Raw genomic sequence first — 17,768 nt, 5'->3', positions numbered from 1 at the left:
ATTAACTTTCGTGATTTTCTTTAATAATATTCGATATTATGAACTCTTGTGGATTAAAAAACCCTTCATGCCAGTTCATTTTACTATCCCAATAGCCTGGACACTTATCATAAGAACTTACATGAAAACCATAACTAATCTCGATAATTTTTGGATTTCCTTCTTGATCATACACAAAATCATAAGCCAATGACTGTGAATTTAATTTTTCACTAACCTCAAAAGCGATATTAATTAACTTTTCATCTATATCAAATCTCTCGTAACTAATTATACCACTACCGGAAGCTCTAAAATCATTCTCTCTAACGCTTCTTTTAATTGCAAAAGCTTTATCTCCTATAACAATGACTCGAGTGTCAAATTCATTACCCGGTAGAAACTCTTGAAAGTAAATATACCCTTTATCTCTAGGTCTAGAGTTCGAGTAATTTTTTCCAATAAATAATCGTACTAAACCTTTAAAAACAGCTGAAACACCTTCTTTACCACTCTTAAAATTCCCTAGCCTATATTTAAAATGGGTCATTCTGTCAAACTGAGAAAATCCTCTTCCAAAGGACTTTGAGATAAGTTTCTCAGCTTCCTTTTTAGTTCTAACTAATTTTACATTAGCACTTCCAGAACCACCTCGTAATTTAAAAACCAACGGAAAATCAGCATCTTCTATCCATTCTATAGCGTCTTTTTTTGTATAAAATACATAACTAGGTACTAGAGGTGCTCCTATCGATTCAAGTAAATATTTTTGAGCTACTTTGTCATCAAAATGCCATGTCGTATTTATATTGGGGAATGTTTTTATCCCAGATAAACTTAGAGAGAATAACAATTCGTTAGCAAAGTTAGTATCTCGAGAGTCATCATTATTATGGTGCCACATAAAAACGTCTACTCCATTTAACTTTTTAACTATTCCATTGTCATATGCGTTAACTTCAATATAATTCAAGTTGTTTTTTTTACAATATTCAATCCAACGTTCAGAAAAACTACCAGCACGTTTATGAATTGCAATTAACATTTAAAACCTCCATTTTTCCTTTGATTTTTTTAGCATAAATCATAACAGTTAAGCCAAGCATACTTCTGGTAAGTGCAATCGTAATAGCAGCTCCAATATAGTCATATGCAAAAACTAATGGAAAAGAAATACAAAACCCGAAAGCCGAGACAAAGAATGTAATATTTCTTAAAAGCTTATCCCTACCAATAATTATTAAATAATTTGTACCATACACACTATTCATTGTTAGAAAAAATAGGGATATAGACATTATTTCTATAATAATTTTGGCTTCATAAAACTCTGATGTAAACAATATTCCGACAATAGCCTCAGCTAATAAATACAATGTTAAAGACAGTATAAAAGAAATTATCAAATTGATTTTTTCATATAATTCATGCCCATCAATCCTTCTAGATAAGTAAGGAAAGAAAACTCTAGATATCATATTAACAAAAATTTGCACAATATTAGGCACTTTCATTCCGGCATCTAATATACCATTAGAACCATTTCCACCATAAAATCCTAACAGAACATGAGAAAAACTGTTATATAGATTTGGCACTATATTATTTATAAATACATCTTTACTATCTGAGATGGACTTTATTACTCTTGAATATCGAGGTCTCAATATTTTCAACTTATATTTTCTAATAATTATTATCATTGAGAAAATCCCAACAAAAATATATCCAACTCCAAAAAATAATGGCTGGTAAATATAATCCTCTTTATTAGTTACAAATATAAAAATTAGTAAAGTAAAAATAACCTTAGATATAAATGAAAGATACGTAATATATTTCATATCTTCCACAGCTTGAAAAAACCACTCAGGAAATAGTATATTTCCAGGAATAACAAGGAATGTAAGTAGTAAGATTAACTTGTAATCAGAAAAGTAGCTCACAGTTTCTATCATCAGAAATAGAATCATAAACGATACTATAGCAAGTAAACACCGTGCCCATAATATGGATGAAAATATTTCTGACATTTTATTTACATCGTCTTTATTTCTTGCAATATCTCGCGCACCTGTAAAATTAAACCCCCAATCAGATATAGTTTGAAACCACACTATAATTGCAGCGGAAAATGCTATTTTACCAAACCCTTCAACACCTATAACTCTGGCTAGATAAGGGATTGTTATTAGTGGAAATATGTAGCTAACAACTCTTAAAAACAATAAATAACCAAAATTAGTGACTAAGCTTTTTCTATCTGAGTTAGAAATATGGTTACTCTTCAAAAATCGATTATTAACCTTCATGTTCTACAGTACCAACATACCATGGTAGTGCATATTTAAGACCTCTTTTTATAGAAAATTCCGGTCTGTATTCTAACTTGATCTCTGCCTTATTTATATTTGCTTGAGAATGCCTAACATCACCCGCACGAAAATCACGATATTTAGGCTCGGCTTCTACCTTTACACCATTCTTGTTTAATGCACTTTTAATTGCGTAGTACAGATCATTCAGCGTTGTTCTATCACCAACCGCTACGTTATAGACTTCGTCTTTTGCTTCTTCATCAGCCGTTGCTGCTAACAGGTTCATTTGTACTACATTGTCGATGTAGCAAAAATCTCGGCTTGTTTGTCCATCACCATTAATGTAAACATCTTCACCATTGATCATTGCCGCCGTCCACTTTGGAATTACCGCTGCGTAGGCTCCGTTTGGATCTTGTCTGCGACCAAATACGTTAAAGTAACGTAGGCCAATAGTCTTAAAACCATAAGTACGTGCGTATACACCTGCATAAAGCTCATTTACGTATTTGGTAACAGCATAAGGAGAAAGTGGGTTACCAATATTTTCTTCTACTTTTGGTAGTGCAGGGTGGTCGCCGTATGTCGAGCTGCTTGCAGCATAGGTAAAGCTGCTTACCCCTTCTTCTTTTGCTGCATCCAGCATATTTAAAAAGCCCGTAATGTTCGCAGCGTTTGTCGTTAGTGGGTCAGCGATAGAGCGAGGTACAGAACCTAGTGCAGCTTGGTGTAATACGTAGTCAACGCCTTTTACGGCTTTTTGGCATGTTTTCGGTTCGCGGATATCACCTTCTATAAAAGTAAAACGATCCCACTGGGCCTGGCTTACTAAGCTTTTTACTTCATCTAAATTGTGCTGGTGCCCCGTTGCAAAGTTATCTAAACCCACAACGGTTTGATCAAGCTTAAGTAGTTTTTCAAGTAGATTTGAGCCAATAAAGCCCGCAACACCAGTTACTAACCATGTTTTTGGTGATTCTAGTAACTCTTGTTGGATTTGTTCGTATTTGGTCATTGTGTTTTCCGTGTGGGAAGGGTCTAGGGTCTAGGGTCTAGGGTCTAGGGTCTAGGAGTCATAATCTCCACTATCTTCCCTAACAAAACCTTTCCGGATTTTAATCAAAGCGGCGATCATTGCTGCTATCTCTTTGCATTCTGCAACAATGACTAGCCACTTTCTTTGTCGAAGTAACCTATGTCTATGCCAATATAGGTTTGCGTTAGAAGTTCACCTAAAGAGCCTTTTGCGTAATAGAGAAATCTTGACTCTTCTTTCGAGGTTTCTCTTTCCAGGCCTTCAGCGATATTCGAAGGAACAGATAAAGCCGAGCGAGTTATTTGATCTTTAAATCCATAATCTTGGCAATCGCGCATCAGTTTATAGACATTACTCGCCAAACGTGATGAACGTTTCCAAACATCAAATTGCTCGAATTTCATGGGTTCTTTAGGTTCACTGAGAGATTTCTAGGTTCTAGGTTCTGGGTTCTGGGGCCTAGGATCTAGGACCTTAATTTCTTAAAGACGCATATCTACGCATTCTTTATCTAGGACATATTTTAGGTCGTACAGTACGTGTTCTGGCTTGCCCAGAGTACGAATTTTTTCGACACCCATTTCTTTAAATTCGTTGTGAGAGACGGCCATGATGATGGCGTCGTAGTGGTCTTGCTTTTCTTTTTCACAAAGCGTTAAGCCATATTCATGCTGAGCTTCGGCATTGGAACACCAAGGGTCCATAACATCAACGTTGATGTTGTACTCTTTTAGCTCAGAGATAATATCAACCACTTTAGTATTACGAAGGTCTGGGCAGTTTTCTTTAAATGTTAAACCCATCACTAGGACGTTCGCGCCTTCTACGTGAATACGTTTTTTCAGCATTTTCTTCACTAGCTGAGAAACAACGTATTGGCCCATACCATCGTTTAGGCGACGACCAGCCAAAATCATTTCAGGGTGGTAACCCACCGCTTGCGCCTTGTGCGTTAGGTAGTAAGGGTCAACACCAATACAGTGACCACCCACTAGGCCAGGACGGAATGGTAAAAAGTTCCATTTCGTGCCTGCCGCTTCTAACACCTCTAAAGTATCGATACCAAGTTTGTTGAAGATGATTGATAGCTCGTTGATCAATGCAATGTTTACATCACGCTGCGTGTTTTCAATGACTTTTGCAGCCTCGGCTACTTTAATTGCTGATGCTTTATGTGTACCCGCAGTGATGATCGATTTATATAGTTGGTCTACAAATTCTGCTACTTCAGGTGTCGAGCCACTGGTTACTTTTAGGATGTTTGTGACTCGGTGCTCTTTATCACCCGGGTTGATTCGTTCTGGTGAGTAACCGGCAAAAAAGTCTTGGTTAAACTTAAGACCAGACACACGCTCTACGACTGGGATACAATCTTCTTCTGTCGCACCAGGGTACACGGTCGATTCATAAACGATAATGTCACCTTTGCTAACCACACTACCCAACGCTTCAGAAGCTTTGATCAGTGGTGTTAGATCTGGCTGTTTATGCTCATCAATTGGGGTAGGAACGGTAACAATGTAAACATTGCACTGCTTTAATTCTTGAAGAGAGGAAGTGTAAGAAAGGTATTTTGCTTCTGCTAATTCATTATCGCTGCATTCTAATGTGCTATCACGACCTGCGGATAGCTCATCGATACGTGACTGGTTAATATCAAAACCGATGGTTGGTGATTTTTTGCCAAACTCTACCGCAAGCGGTAACCCAACGTAACCTAAGCCGATAATACCAACGTTAGCATTTGAAACATCAAACTGCATTATACTAATTTCCTTGATTTAATTTGAAATTTCTTTTATTAGCCTCAGACATTTCAGCTCTGAGGCCTTTTATATTCTTTTTTAATTATTCTTATAGAGCCTTGCGCACTATTGTAATTAACGAGAGGCGTGCTCTCGTTCTAATCACATCAACCGGCTCGACATCAACTCTATTTACGCTCAGAGCTTTTAGGAGTTACTGCTTGAGTATTCATAGTTGTAATACCCATAGCCGTAAGCGCTTGAGGCTTTTTTCTCAATCGCGTTAAAGATAACGCCTTTCACCTCAATGCCTGATTGCTGGAATCGGCTACGCGCGACGTCTATTTCTTTTGCTGTATTTTGACCAAAGCGGGCAACCATAAGGGTCGTACCAGCAAAAGCACCGACAATACTTGGGTCTGTCACGGCTAAAACTGGTGGCGTATCGAAAATCACTAAGTCATAGTTTTGGGAAGCCCATTCCACTAACTCTTTAAGTCGTGGGTGCATTAAAAGTTCTGAAGGGTTTGGTGGTATTTGACCACGGGTGATAACGTCTAAGTTCTCAATTTGGGAGTGTTTTACTGCCTGATTGGTATCAATTCTGCCACTTAATAAGTCTGACAGTCCGTTATCCGCACTTACTCCTAACGAGTGTTGTAAGTGACCTTTGCGCATATCCGCATCTATAAGTAATACTCGTTGTCCAGTTTTTGCCGTCACTGCCGCGAAGTTAGTAGAAATAAACGACTTACCAATGCCTGGCGCTGGGCCAGAGATCATCAGTACGTTGTTTTTCGCTTCCATCATTGCAAAATGGAGGCTGGTGCGTAACCCACGTAGTGCTTCAATCGAAAGATCAGCAGGGTTAAGCTCTGCCAGTAATGATTGCTCCTTACTTTGCTTTTTACGCTTAGCGTTATTGGCGATTTCAAGTTGCAGCACCGATTTTGGCACACTGGCGTAAACCGCTAAGCCGATTGCTTCAATCTGATCCGGAGATTCCACACCTTTGTGAAGTGCAGCCTTAACCAGTACAAATGCTACGCTTAGCATTCCTCCAAGCAAAATTGCTAACACAACAATTAATGGTTTTTTCGGCTTCACTGGTGCTGCATAAGCTTGCGCGGTATCGAGAATGCGGACATTACCCACCGTACCCGCTTTAATAATGCTTAGCTCCTGAACCTTATTAAGCAGTTGAATGTAAATTTGTTGGTTTACTTCAACATCACGCGTCATGCGCAGTACTTCACGTTGAGTTTTTGGTAGCTTTTGAATTTGCTGGTTTAAACGGTCTTTTTCGTTTAATAAGGTTACTCGCTTATCGAGTAAAGATTTGTAGGCTGGGTGGTCTTTGGTAAAGCGCTGACTAATCTCGCTCTCTTTGAATGTCAGTTCGTTTAACTGAGCTTCAAGCTCGACCATCACTGTCAATGTTGACTGCGCTTCTAAACCTAAGTCAATCGATTCATTGGCCTGACGATATTGATTAAGCGCGTCTTCGGCTGTCGTTAAGCTGTTCTTGATGTCAGGCAAACGATCTTTTAGAAATACCAGACTCTTTTCTGCTTCAGCCGATTGGCGCTCTACATTTTGTAGAAAGTAAGTTTGGCTAATATGATTCAGAATATCGGTGATTTGGGTACGGTCTTCACCCGTAAAGCTTAGTTGTAAGATACCTGTCTGCTTACCGCGTTCACTAATTGAAAGGTTTTGCTTTAACCACGAAATTGCATCTAAACGGCTGCGCTTAGTGATATTAAATTCTTGACCATTTTTCGCGTGGACGGAGGTGATAAACAGCTCATAGCCGTTGTTTTTAGCTAACTTACCGGCTTCTCCCTCTAGGACTACCTGATCATCTTCACGAACTAACTGATAAGTTTGCTTTTCGGCGTCGACCACCAATAAACGATGTTTTAATCCCATGGCAAAGTCAGGCGTTACAAAACGGCTGACCGCAACCTGATTAACTGCGCCCGACATGCGCGCTAGGCCTTTACCTATCACAGGAAAGTAATCTGGCGTAACAACGGTGGTTAAGTTATATTTATCAACCGTATCGCCTAAGATCATACGCGATTTGATGATCTCTATTTCTGTAGTGGCAGAAGACTCTTGGGTGAAAAGTTCGCCCATGTCCCCGACCAAAGAGCCAATGCCTCCCGAGTTTTTAGACTCAATTTGCAGCAGCGCGTCTGCTTTATAAACGGGCGTAGATAGCAGTGCGACCGCGACGCCGCCGACTGCAAATAAAAAGGTGGTGACTAAGATGGTCCATTTCGCGTCTAACAAGATGCCAAACAGCTTACCTAAGTCGATCTCATCGGAAACGGCTTCGGCTGAAGATCTTTGTTGTGGTGTTGTCATAATCGATGCTAATTCTTATTTTGAAACAATCGCCCCTGGTGGGGCAATTTAATAGGTAACCTTGTGGGTTAAATTCGGTGAGATAATCTTTATTTCAACTTTTCCGCCCAAGATTGGGCAGATTCTTCAATAAGCTTGTAAGCGTGATCAAACGCCTCCCTACTCTGACGATAAGGGTCCGGAATATCACTTTGCCCAATCCATTGACCAAATAACATGGTTTTTCCTCGGGCTTCTGGCGCAATTTCTGTTAACGCTTCTTTATGCGCTTTCTCCATGACTAGGATGAGGTCATATTGAGCACATAGTTCAGAAGTGAGTTGCTTGGCTTGATGTTCTGCTAAGTCCAAACCATGCTCAGCAGCCACTTGCTGGGCCATAGAGTCCGCTGGTTTCCCGACTAAGCCACTCTTTTTGGCCGCAATGCCTGAAGAGTCGACCGATTTATTGGGTAATAGTTTTTTGAGAATCGCCTCGCCTGTTGGAGAACGGCAAATATTCCCAACGCACACGACTAAAATTTTGTTAAACATGACTCACGCCTATAGTAAAAATGGTCTAGAATAATCCGGAACTCAGTCCAATGAAACTTGGAACTACTTTCGCTCTATGGCCAATTTCTAACTCGCAACACACCTTCCGTCAGCTCATTAAAGCCGGAGATTGTTGGGATTAGCTGAGAGACAACGCGGTTCCATCGCGTAATTGGCGCGGCTGTCACATAAACCACATCATAAGGTTTGAGATTAAATTCCGTTCCGACCACAAGCGCAGACGCATCTTGAATGTCTAACTGATAAATATCGGCCATGCGTTCTGACTTATTGTCGGAAGGGCGTATCACAAACACACCTGTCGCATCAGCAGAAAGCTGGTCAATACCTCCAACATTACTCAGTGCTTCGGTCAAACTCATCCCTGCGCGGTCAATTTTGAGAAGTTTAGGACTATTCACTTCACCCATCACAAAGACTTTTTGACCATCGTTACGCGGTACATGAATAATATCTCCCGCCTCTAACAAACGGTTTTGGGTTAAATCACCACGTTGCATTAAGGCATAAAGAGATATGGGTTGCTCTTCACCGTTTCGAGTTAAGGTTACATTTCTCCAATCTGCGTCCTCAGCTAAACCGCCAGCGCGGTTCACGGCATCCAATACCGTTAGAGGAATATTGGTGATCGCCTGCTGACCGGGCTGACCAACTTCACCTGTTACGTAAGCTTTTTTCGATCGAAATGCCGCGACATTCACGTCTACTTGAGGGCTCTCAATATACTTAGCCAGGCGATCAGCAATATCAGCGCGAATTTCACGCACGGTCTTTCCTGCCACTTTAACTACACCAATATAGGGATAGAAGATGGTGCCATCAGCATGTACCCAGTTACCAGCTTCCGACGCGCTACGGTAAGAACCAGCAGGAATGGTTAGCTCTGGGTGGTCCCAAATCGTCACGTTTAGGATGTCACCCGCTCCTACTCGGTATTCATATTGGGCAATCTGTTGATCAAGCTCAGCGTTGGCTTTAGAAGAAAAATGAGTCATTCCACCATAGGTAGCAACTGTTTTAGCGCTGAGCGTATACAGATTAATGACTTGGGAAATGTCGGCCTTCTGATTAGCCTCTATAATAGTTACAACATTTTCACTATTTTCAGACAAGTGTGAGCCTGGCAAAGTACAGCCGACTAATAAAGTGGGTGCTAGCATCACTAGCATAAATTTTGATTTCAGTTCCATGTAAGCCAAATCATCAAGAGTTGAACAGTGTTGGCGGGTAATTTTACGGAAAACACACCAGCATCAGCTATAGTTATGTAAGGGTTAGGGATCCTCTCGAGTTGTGACTTCCATTGCAAGGATCATCACAACAAGGTATAAGCGGTTGATTTATTGGGAAGTAACATTTGCATTGATGCTCACCCGAAAAAGTTAACCAAAAACTGACATTTATTGACATTTTTCAAAATAATGTCAAGTTTCTAGTTTGCAGCTTGAGCACACGTAATCTGTGTGTATTATGTAGTTGAGTAAAGTATTTTTAAGACGCTACCGCCCATTGGCTGTACGCAAACCACATAGCGCTACACTCGCCACAGTTTAAAAATTGGTGATGAGTGATACTGACGTTTTTATCTTTATAAAGACGCGCTTTTTTGCGTCTATTTTTCATAGTTCTCAAACGCAAACATTATCCATATTGGGCTCAAGATCACAATAGTATTATGGGACCAAGCTCGCAAAACCGTTCAAACACGGTAGAAAACAACTCACCCTTCGAACCAAAAGAAGTAATGGCTGTATCTGTTGCAATTTTGCACAAATATCAGAATAAAAAAATATAATGCTGCCAAGCACAGTTAACTCACTCTAAAGGCAACCAAAATTACAGTGGACATTGGGAAAGGTATTTTAGGGAAAGGATTAATGTTCTTTATTGAAATTTCGATGAAGTTTTAAAGTAAGACGAGGCTCTCACCTCGCCAAATTATTTTTAGCCTCAAGTTATTTCACAAAAGGGACTATATTAAGCACCAAGTTAATTAGTGATATATCTATTTAAGAAATAAATTAATCACTACCAAAAAGATCTCGAGTATAAACTTTATCAGCGACGTCAGTTAGCTCTTCCACCATACGGTTCGACACGATAACATCAGCAGTTTGTTTAAACTCATTTAAGTCTTTAACGACACGAGAGTTAAAAAACTCCTCTTCTTGAAGAACAGGTTCATACACCACAACTTCAATTCCTTTTGCTTTGATGCGCTTCATGATGCCCTGAATAGAAGAAGCACGGAAGTTATCAGAGCCAGCTTTCATGATCAGACGGTATATTCCCACTACTTTAGGTTGACGCCTGACGATAGACTCTGCAACGAAGTCTTTTCGTGTGCGGTTAGCTTCCACAATCGCACCAATGATGTTGTTCGGCACATCTTGATAGTTCGCTAATAGTTGCTTAGTGTCTTTTGGCAAACAGTAACCACCGTAACCAAAGGATGGATTATTGTAGTGATTACCAATACGTGGGTCTAAACCAACCCCCTCTATGATTTGACGCGCATCTAAGCCATGAGCTTCCGCATAAGAATCCAGCTCATTAAAGTATGCAACACGCATCGCTAAGTATGTATTTGAAAACAGCTTAACTGCCTCTGCTTCTGTTGAATCAGTAAACAGGACTTGGATATCTTCTTTTACTGCGCCTTCAACGAGCAAGTGAGCAAAGACCTTAGCACGCTCACTACGCTCACCAACAATAATACGAGATGGGTGCAAGTTATCGTAAAGCGCCTTACCTTCACGCAGGAACTCCGGAGAGAAAATGATATTATCACACTCCAACTCTTGCTTGATACGAGCGGTATAGCCGACCGGTACAGTAGACTTAATGACCATTACGGCATCTGGATTAATCGATAACACCTCTTTAATCACCGCTTCAACTGAGGAGGTATTAAAATAATTACTAATTGGGTCGTAATCAGTAGGCGTTGCAATGACTACATACTCTGCATCTTTGTATGCCAACTCTTTGTCCATGGTCGCCATAAAATTGAGGCTTTTATTCACTAGAAAGTCTTCAATTTCCATATCTGCGATAGGCGACTGTCTGTTGTTTAAAAGTTCAACTTTTTCAGGAACGATGTCGACAGCGATGACATCGTGATGTTGAGCCAACAACATTGCATTAGATAGCCCTACATAGCCAGTTCCTGCAACTGCAATTTTCATAAAATTTACCTTGAGACTAAAACTGAAGCGAACTGAGCAGAAATCGCAAGACTGCTCATAATCGTCATACTCTAGCAGATAAGAGTGATAAGCCAACCCCTAACCACTTACTACTAGTATCGCTACTAAATGCACAGATATACAATTGATTGACAGTGAGAATACAACTATCAGACAACCATCCACATAAAATGATTCAAACGAACTATTTCAAACTAAAAGTACATTAATAATACAAAGCTGTTAACAGCAGAAAATAACTTAGATAAGAATTAACACTACCTTCACGATTTGACATTAAAATCATATCAAACTTGCATAAACTGCGGGTTTTGTAGTAATTTTCTCGTTCTTAAATACATGGAAGCATTATCATGTGGAGAAATTAATTTTCTCCACTGAGACGACGAGCTTCATTGAGAAATATATACACTTTAGGACGCCCGGCGTGTTATGGATAGCGCACAACCGTAGGGCGGTAGCGTGTCAAAATGAGATTAATTCTTCCTTCATACAAGCTTATTACTGCAGTTTTATTCACTCTATTTCTTTCTGCCTGCAGCAGTAAACCACGAGAGGTATCAGCCCAAGTACCGTTGGTTAACCCAATCCAACAAAATGTTGAGGGCGAACTTATTCCTGAAAAATATTGGCTTATTCTCTCCAACCCATCATCTTTATATCTACAACACTCTAGCGCAACCGTTTATCTAGGCGAGTTTTATACGTCAGCGCTTGGAAACCGGTGTAGAACGATGGATGTAGTGAAAGGAGAGAAAAAAACTGTATACATCGCTTGTTTACTAAAAAATCAGCAGAACAACGACACTCAGTGGTATATAACAAAAAACATTGTTGAAAATGCCTCTTTTTTAAAACTTTAATGAATGAGTATGATGATAAAAGAATTCAACAAGTGGCTAGGTACAGCGACCCTCTCTTTGGTATCTCTATCAGTCTACTCTAATGACCTTAGTAGCCTCACTTTAAACCAAACTTCTTCAGCTCTAGCGGGAACGAATGTAATTCCAGCAACGCCCAATGAAGAGCTTGAGAATGGAAGCTTTACGAAAAATAACCGCAATAACTTACTATTGCCCGGTGAGACTGATGTAAGACTATTATTACCCTCATCAGGCGAAGCCCTCCCTCCTCCATACGGCGCTAACTTATTTGCTGGCGGATATGAAACCGAACGAACCGATGGTCTGAATGACAACTACCTCGTTGCTCCAGGTGATAAAATTAATATATGGCTTTGGGGAGCAGTAAGTTACTCAGATGTAGTCACGGTAGATAACCAAGGCAATATTTTTGTACCCGAGATTGGCCCAATAAAAGTCGAAAATGTTAAAGCCAGTGAAGTAAATAGCTATGTAGCGAGCCAAATTAAGAAAGTCTACACTAATAACGTCAGTGTATACGTAAACTTACTGACCGCGACTCCAGTGAGTATTTTTCTTTCAGGCCCAGTGATTCGCCCTGGTCAATACGCGGGAATGGCTTCAGATAGCTTGCTCTACTTCCTCAAACGAGCTGGGGGGATCGACCCTGAACGCGGTAGCTATCGCTCCATTCAAATTAAGCGCAATAGTAGTATCATTGCTGACGTAGACTTGTACGATTTTATCCGTACTGGCCAATTGCCTAATGTTAGCTTTAAAGATGGAGATATCATTTTAGTTACTCCTCAAAAGCCAGCCATCACCGTTTCAGGCGGAGTAAGAAACCCATTCCGCTTCGAATTAAAAGAAGCGAAATCATCGGGCTCTAAACTGATTGACTTCTCTAGACCTTTAGCCAAGATCAGTCACGTAGGTGTGATTGGTAATCGTGACAGCGGGCCATTTTCTTTATACATGCCTTACAAAGACTTCCAATCTTTCGAACTTGAAGATGGCGACAAAGTCATTTTCAACGATGACCTTCATGCTCAAGTGATGGATATCCAAGTATCAGGGAGTTATTTAGGTCCATCTTATTTTGCAGTTCAAAAAAGAACCAAATTACATGATCTGCTGAATTATATTCCAGTCGATCCTGTACTCGCTAATACAGATTCCATTTACATTCTTCGCCAAAGTGTTGCTGAGCGTCAGAAACAAATGATCGAGGAATCTCTAGACCGACTGGAACGCAGTGTTTTTACTTCTCCAGCCTCTTCAGATGGTGAAGCGACAATACGAGCAAAAGAAGCAGAAATGGTCTTGCAATTTACCGAGCGTGCCAGAAAAGTAGAGCCTCTTGGCAAAGTTGTAGTATCAGACAAGGGTCATGTAGCGAATATCCTTCTCGAACAAGGGGATGTTATCGTCATACCGAACAAAACCGACCTAATACAAATTGGCGGTGAAGTATTAATGCCTCAAGCCGTTGTCTACAATAAAGATGCCACGATTGATGACTACATTGCGTGGGCTGGTGGTTTTACCGAACGCGCAGAGGATGCACGCATCGCAATCGTACGCGCTAATGGTCTGGTTGAATTTGACAGCGAAGATCCTATTGAAAAAGGGGATCAAGTCTTGGTTCTACCAAAAGTGGACACCAAAACCATGCAGGCAGTTAAAGACATCACGCAAATTATTTATCAAATTGCGATTGCAGCTAACGTTGCGGTCAATTGATGTATAAGCGTCATTTATTCGTAAATTGGGTTAACAAAAACAAATATCGAAAGGTGGATGTGATTCATTCAGCATCCACCCGTTCTTTAGGTCAACATCATGGCTAAGGTACAAAAACGCTCCACTCTTAAGATCTGGGGGGACGTCATTTTCGCAATATTTTTGCGCGAAATTAAGAGTTCTTTCGATGACAAATTTGGCTTAAGCTGGGCTTTAATTAGCCCAATGATCATGATTGTAGTCATGGTGGGTATACGAGGGGCTCTCAGCGGTGGAACGAGCCATGGCATGCCAGTGATATTTTTTGTTCTTTATGGTGTTGTACTTGTGCAGTTTTTCTTGGGTGTACTTGAGAAAACCTCTCGCTCGATCAAAAAGAACAAACCACTGTATGCATTTAGGCAGGTACAACCCATCAGCTCTGTACTGGCCATTTCAGGCTTTGAACTACTAACTAAGTTCTTCCTTATCTTATTACTGGCGGTCATTGCATTCATTGGTCGCATAGAAGTAAATATACATGACCCACTAGAAATCATATTTATTATATTGCGCGTCTGGTTGATAGCTACCTCACTTGGAATGATGCTATCTCTTGCGGCTTGTTATGTACCTGAAGTGTCCAAACTACAACAACTGATCATGAGACCGATGTTTTTCATCTCGGGTATCTTTTTCAGCTTGCAAGACTTGCCACAAGAGTGGTGGCCATATCTGACCTGGAATCCTCTGTTACATGCGGTCGAGCTAACAAGGTATGCTGCGTATCCCGCTTACGGTGATGCTGGCGTGAGCTATTTTTATCTTGATTCAGCTACCATTATCTGTGTGTTTTTTGGGCTGGCGTGTTATCAAGTCAGTTGGAAGCAAGCCATCAGTCGATAATCGACTTAGATAGCGTTATAAAACAGCAAAGCAAGGGTCATTGACCTCCATATTCATTACTTTGGCTTCTTAGGCATCATGATTGAAAAAAAATTTCAACAATTTAGAAAAAGCATTACACCACAGCAATTTAATAACCTTGACTTTCTAAATAGCCAAGCAGATAAATTTGAGGCTGACGATCCTGCTTTGGCAAAAAGAATTCGTTTGCGAATTCAAAACCTGAAAAAGCAGAAACAGCAAGTACCTCCACACCCTCAGGTTAAACCAGAGTCCTCAGCAGAAAAAACCGAGCCTGTATCAACAAGCAATAAGAATACGCCAGAGGTAAGCTCAGAAGGAAACACTCTGCAGTCTAACTGGTGGCAATCAGGACAAGGGGTATGGAAAAAACTCAAAACATCACCATTTCTTGCGTTAGTCGTTTTACCCACGCTGCTTTTTGCATTTTACCAAATAGTTTGGGCGACAGAACGCTACGAAAGCCAAGCAAAAGTAACGGTTCAGCAACCTGATAGCACCGCAACAATGGATGCCTCTATGGCGATTCTGAGTGGCTTAGGTGTATCCGGTTCCAGCACATCGGATACCGAGTTAATCAAAACCTACATTTACTCCAACGATATGTTGAAGTATTTAGAAAAAGAGGTGGACCTCACCAGTCATTACACTAACTCAGACATCGATGTGTTTAGTCGTTTTGAAGAAGATGGCAGCCAGGAAAAGTTGCTTGAGTATTATCTCAAACATGTTTCTGTTGAAATTGATGATAAATCAGGTGTTGTTAGTATCTACACCCAATCCTTCACACCCGATTTTTCACAAGAATTAACAAACAAAATAGTAAATCGAGCTGAATGGTACATCAACTCCATCGGACACCAGCTTGCTCAGGCACAATTAACCTTTATCCGCGGTGAACACGCACTGGTAGAAAACAAACTCAACAAAGCACAAACAGAGCTACTGACATTCCAACAACGTTATAATCTACTCGACCCAACAGCAGAAGGCGCAGCAATGCAGCAAATTGCCTATCAACTAGAGGGGCAGATTTCGGCCAAGGAGGCCGAGTTAAAAGGTTTAAGACACGTTATGAGTGCCAGTGCTCCTCGTGTAATTGCGACTCAAAACGAATTGAACGCATTGCGTGCACAGCTAACTAACGAGCGGGAACGTTTAGCACAATCTGGTGATGAATCACTTCCAGTAAGTGAAATCATGGCTAAATTCGCAGATTTAAAAATCAAGGTGGAGCTTGCACTTCAGGCTTTCACTTCATCTCAGGTTTCTTTAGAAAAGTCACGTATTGAGGCATATCGACAGCTGAAATACTTGGTCGTGGTCGAAGGCGCGACGCTACCTCAAGACAGCAAATACCCAGATGTATTTTACAACATCAGCTTATTTGCCATTTTGGCCTCGATGCTGTTCGCCATTGGCCGCATAGTCCAATCAACGATCCGAGAACTCAAGTAAACGTGATACAAAATAAAACGATGTTAAAGGCTAATCCCATGTTAAACCCAGTAAAACGTAAAGGTATTATTCTTGCCGGCGGTTCAGGTACACGCCTCTACCCACTGACTAAAGTAGTCAGCAAACAGCTCATGCCTGTTTATGACAAACCGATGATTTACTACCCAGTATCTAATCTTATGATGGCTGGCATCACTGAAATTTTGATCATCGCTACACCAGAAGAAATCCATCGCTTCCAACGACTACTTGGTGACGGTTCCGACTGGGGAATTTCATTCGAGTATGTTGTCCAGCCTTCTCCGGATGGATTAGCCCAAGCTTTTATCCTTGCAGAAGAATTTTTAGATGGCGCTCCAGCAGCGTTAGTTCTTGGCGATAACTTGTTTTATGGCCATGATTTAGCAATATCTCTACGTAACGCTAACCAACAACAAAGTGGGGCAACCGTATTTGGCTACCACGTATCCAACCCAACTTCATATGGGGTGGTAGAGTTTGATGCAGATGGTAAAGCTATTTCGATAGAAGAAAAGCCAACGCAGCCAAAATCTAACTACGCCGTTCCTGGATTGTATTTCTTTGATAACAACGTTGTTGAATACGCCAAAAACGTTAAGCCTTCAGCCCGTGGTGAGTTAGAGATCACTGATGTTATTGATCAATACTTATCGACAGGAACACTACAGGTTGAAGTGATGGGTCGCGGTACTGCCTGGCTTGATACTGGTACACTCGACGACTTATTAGATGCAGCTCTGTTTATCCGAGCTATCGAGAAGCGACAAGGTTTAAAAATCAGTTGCCCAGAAGAAATTGCATACCGCATGGGGTATATCGACGAAGCTAAATTGAGAGACATCGCTCAACCTTTGGTCAAATCTGGCTATGGTAAATACCTACTCGATTTGCTAGAGAATAAAGTGTTTTAATTTTTCTCTATTCATCGTGATGGGAAATAAGATTAAACCATACGGCTCCATCACTTATCTAAAGAATAACAATGGTTGATTATGAAATTTATTGAAACGTCTATTCCGGATGTGAAAATTATTGAGCCTCAAGTATTTGGCGACGAGCGTGGTTTCTTTATGGAAACCTTTAGAACCTCTCTTTTCAACGAGCATTGCGGTGAGCGAACATTCGTTCAAGAAAATCACAGCAAATCGAGTCATGGTATTTTACGTGGTCTCCACTACCAGACAAAGAATACTCAAGGCAAACTGGTACGAGTTACAAAGGGTGAAGTATACGATGTCGCGGTAGATATGCGCGCAGACTCTCCCACATTTGGCCAATGGGTTGGCGTTTTGCTTTCTGCAGAAAACAAACGTCAGCTATGGGTACCCGAAGGCTTTGCTCATGGATTCTACGTCACAACTGAAGAAGCTGAATTCGTGTATAAGTGCACAGACTACTATAATCCAACAGCAGAAGTTTCTGTTAAGTGGAATGACCAAGAGCTAGGAATTGACTGGCCATTGGTTAATGACGTTGCACCTAAACTATCTGCAAAAGATGAGTCAGGGCTGAATTTCAAAGACGCTCCTGCGTTTTAATCAATCGCTCTTCCAACGCCATTTT

15 protein-coding genes are annotated in these 17,768 nt (G+C 40.7%); 6 read left to right on the top strand and 9 right to left on the bottom strand.

All coding sequences use genetic code 11. The annotated features are described in order from the left end of the window. Window position 1 precedes the first annotated feature (1 nt). The 9 genes from VER99_RS01180 to VER99_RS01140 all read right to left on the bottom strand — a co-directional run bounded on the left by VER99_RS01180 (window position 2) and on the right by VER99_RS01140 (window position 11,193). Window positions 2-1,024 carry an ATP-grasp domain-containing protein gene (locus VER99_RS01180; protein ID WP_020335777.1) on the bottom strand — a complete coding sequence of 341 codons (1,023 nt, stop codon included), beginning with the start codon at window positions 1,022-1,024 and terminating at the stop codon, window positions 2-4. Next, window positions 1,005-2,291, bottom strand: coding sequence for a flippase (locus VER99_RS01175; RefSeq protein ID WP_020335776.1), 1,287 nt, complete (start codon window positions 2,289-2,291; stop codon window positions 1,005-1,007). The genes VER99_RS01180 and VER99_RS01175 overlap by 20 nt, the downstream gene beginning before the upstream one ends. After that, a complete protein-coding gene (locus VER99_RS01170; RefSeq protein ID WP_020335775.1) occupies window positions 2,281-3,312 on the bottom strand; it encodes an NAD-dependent epimerase/dehydratase family protein in 1,032 nt (343 codons plus the stop codon). The genes VER99_RS01175 and VER99_RS01170 overlap by 11 nt, the downstream gene beginning before the upstream one ends. Before the next feature lie 152 nt (window positions 3,313-3,464). Next, on the bottom strand, window positions 3,465-3,737 hold the full coding sequence (locus VER99_RS01165; RefSeq protein WP_020335774.1) for a four helix bundle protein: 273 nt from the start codon (window positions 3,735-3,737) through the stop codon (window positions 3,465-3,467). A 78-nt stretch (window positions 3,738-3,815) separates the two neighbouring features. Next, window positions 3,816-5,096, bottom strand: a complete 1,281-nt coding sequence (gene tviB / locus VER99_RS01160; RefSeq protein ID WP_020335773.1) for a Vi polysaccharide biosynthesis UDP-N-acetylglucosamine C-6 dehydrogenase TviB — start codon at window positions 5,094-5,096, stop codon at window positions 3,816-3,818. A gap of 189 nt (window positions 5,097-5,285) precedes the next feature. Then, window positions 5,286-7,451 carry a polysaccharide biosynthesis tyrosine autokinase gene (locus tag VER99_RS01155; RefSeq protein ID WP_020335771.1) on the bottom strand — a complete coding sequence of 722 codons (2,166 nt, stop codon included), beginning with the start codon at window positions 7,449-7,451 and terminating at the stop codon, window positions 5,286-5,288. A gap of 89 nt (window positions 7,452-7,540) precedes the next feature. Beyond that, on the bottom strand, window positions 7,541-7,984 hold the full coding sequence (locus VER99_RS01150; RefSeq protein WP_020335769.1) for a low molecular weight protein-tyrosine-phosphatase: 444 nt from the start codon (window positions 7,982-7,984) through the stop codon (window positions 7,541-7,543). Between the two features lie 74 nt (window positions 7,985-8,058). Further along, a complete protein-coding gene (locus VER99_RS01145; protein ID WP_020335768.1) occupies window positions 8,059-9,195 on the bottom strand; it encodes a polysaccharide export protein in 1,137 nt (378 codons plus the stop codon). Window positions 9,196-10,026: 831 nt separating this feature from the next. Further along, window positions 10,027-11,193, bottom strand: coding sequence for a nucleotide sugar dehydrogenase (locus VER99_RS01140; RefSeq protein ID WP_020335767.1), 1,167 nt, complete (start codon window positions 11,191-11,193; stop codon window positions 10,027-10,029). Window positions 11,194-11,684: 491 nt separating this feature from the next. Between VER99_RS01140 and VER99_RS01135 the strand changes: the two genes are divergently transcribed. The 6 genes from VER99_RS01135 to rfbC all read left to right on the top strand — a co-directional run bounded on the left by VER99_RS01135 (window position 11,685) and on the right by rfbC (window position 17,743). Next, window positions 11,685-12,077: a hypothetical protein gene (locus VER99_RS01135; RefSeq protein ID WP_020335766.1), complete on the top strand. Its 393-nt coding sequence runs from the start codon at window positions 11,685-11,687 to the stop codon at window positions 12,075-12,077. Window positions 12,078-12,086: 9 nt separating this feature from the next. Continuing rightward, window positions 12,087-13,820 (top strand): polysaccharide biosynthesis/export family protein, encoded by a 1,734-nt coding sequence (locus VER99_RS01130; protein ID WP_020335765.1) that lies wholly within the window; start codon window positions 12,087-12,089, stop codon window positions 13,818-13,820. 99 nt (window positions 13,821-13,919) lie between these two features. Next, window positions 13,920-14,705: an ABC transporter permease gene (locus VER99_RS01125; RefSeq protein ID WP_020335764.1), complete on the top strand. Its 786-nt coding sequence runs from the start codon at window positions 13,920-13,922 to the stop codon at window positions 14,703-14,705. A gap of 207 nt (window positions 14,706-14,912) precedes the next feature. Beyond that, entirely contained in the window at window positions 14,913-16,184 is a 1,272-nt protein-coding gene (locus tag VER99_RS01120) for a lipopolysaccharide biosynthesis protein (protein WP_236614674.1), read from the top strand. A gap of 38 nt (window positions 16,185-16,222) precedes the next feature. Then, window positions 16,223-17,116, top strand: a complete 894-nt coding sequence (gene rfbA / locus VER99_RS01115) for a glucose-1-phosphate thymidylyltransferase RfbA (RefSeq protein ID WP_020335762.1) — start codon at window positions 16,223-16,225, stop codon at window positions 17,114-17,116. A gap of 81 nt (window positions 17,117-17,197) precedes the next feature. Then, window positions 17,198-17,743 (top strand): dTDP-4-dehydrorhamnose 3,5-epimerase, encoded by a 546-nt coding sequence (rfbC, locus tag VER99_RS01110; protein WP_020335761.1) that lies wholly within the window; start codon window positions 17,198-17,200, stop codon window positions 17,741-17,743. Window positions 17,744-17,768: the final 25 nt, after the last annotated feature.

This window comes from Vibrio natriegens NBRC 15636 = ATCC 14048 = DSM 759, from assembly GCF_035621455.1.
Taxonomy (GTDB): Bacteria; Pseudomonadota; Gammaproteobacteria; order Enterobacterales; family Vibrionaceae; genus Vibrio; species Vibrio natriegens.
Note: the sequence above shows the minus strand (reverse complement) of the source record. Positions and strands in the feature narration are given on the sequence as shown.

Bases quoted from the DNA above. Each gene is read 5' to 3' on its own strand.
- rfbC (WP_020335761.1), top strand. From the start codon at position 17,198: ATGAAATTTATTGAAACGTCTATTCCGGATGTGAAAATTATTGAGCCT.
- VER99_RS01155 (WP_020335771.1), bottom strand. From the start codon at position 7,451: ATGACAACACCACAACAAAGATCTTCAGCCGAAGCCGTTTCCGATGAG.
- VER99_RS01180 (WP_020335777.1), bottom strand. From the start codon at position 1,024: ATGTTAATTGCAATTCATAAACGTGCTGGTAGTTTTTCTGAACGTTGG.
- VER99_RS01130 (WP_020335765.1), top strand. From the start codon at position 12,087: ATGATGATAAAAGAATTCAACAAGTGGCTAGGTACAGCGACCCTCTCT.
- tviB (WP_020335773.1), bottom strand. From the start codon at position 5,096: ATGCAGTTTGATGTTTCAAATGCTAACGTTGGTATTATCGGCTTAGGT.
- VER99_RS01145 (WP_020335768.1), bottom strand. From the start codon at position 9,195: ATGGAACTGAAATCAAAATTTATGCTAGTGATGCTAGCACCCACTTTA.
- VER99_RS01165 (WP_020335774.1), bottom strand. From the start codon at position 3,737: ATGAAATTCGAGCAATTTGATGTTTGGAAACGTTCATCACGTTTGGCG.
- rfbA (WP_020335762.1), top strand. From the start codon at position 16,223: ATGTTAAACCCAGTAAAACGTAAAGGTATTATTCTTGCCGGCGGTTCA.
- VER99_RS01175 (WP_020335776.1), bottom strand. From the start codon at position 2,291: ATGAAGGTTAATAATCGATTTTTGAAGAGTAACCATATTTCTAACTCA.
- VER99_RS01140 (WP_020335767.1), bottom strand. From the start codon at position 11,193: ATGAAAATTGCAGTTGCAGGAACTGGCTATGTAGGGCTATCTAATGCA.
- VER99_RS01135 (WP_020335766.1), top strand. From the start codon at position 11,685: ATGAGATTAATTCTTCCTTCATACAAGCTTATTACTGCAGTTTTATTC.
- VER99_RS01150 (WP_020335769.1), bottom strand. From the start codon at position 7,984: ATGTTTAACAAAATTTTAGTCGTGTGCGTTGGGAATATTTGCCGTTCT.
- VER99_RS01170 (WP_020335775.1), bottom strand. From the start codon at position 3,312: ATGACCAAATACGAACAAATCCAACAAGAGTTACTAGAATCACCAAAA.
- VER99_RS01125 (WP_020335764.1), top strand. From the start codon at position 13,920: ATGGCTAAGGTACAAAAACGCTCCACTCTTAAGATCTGGGGGGACGTC.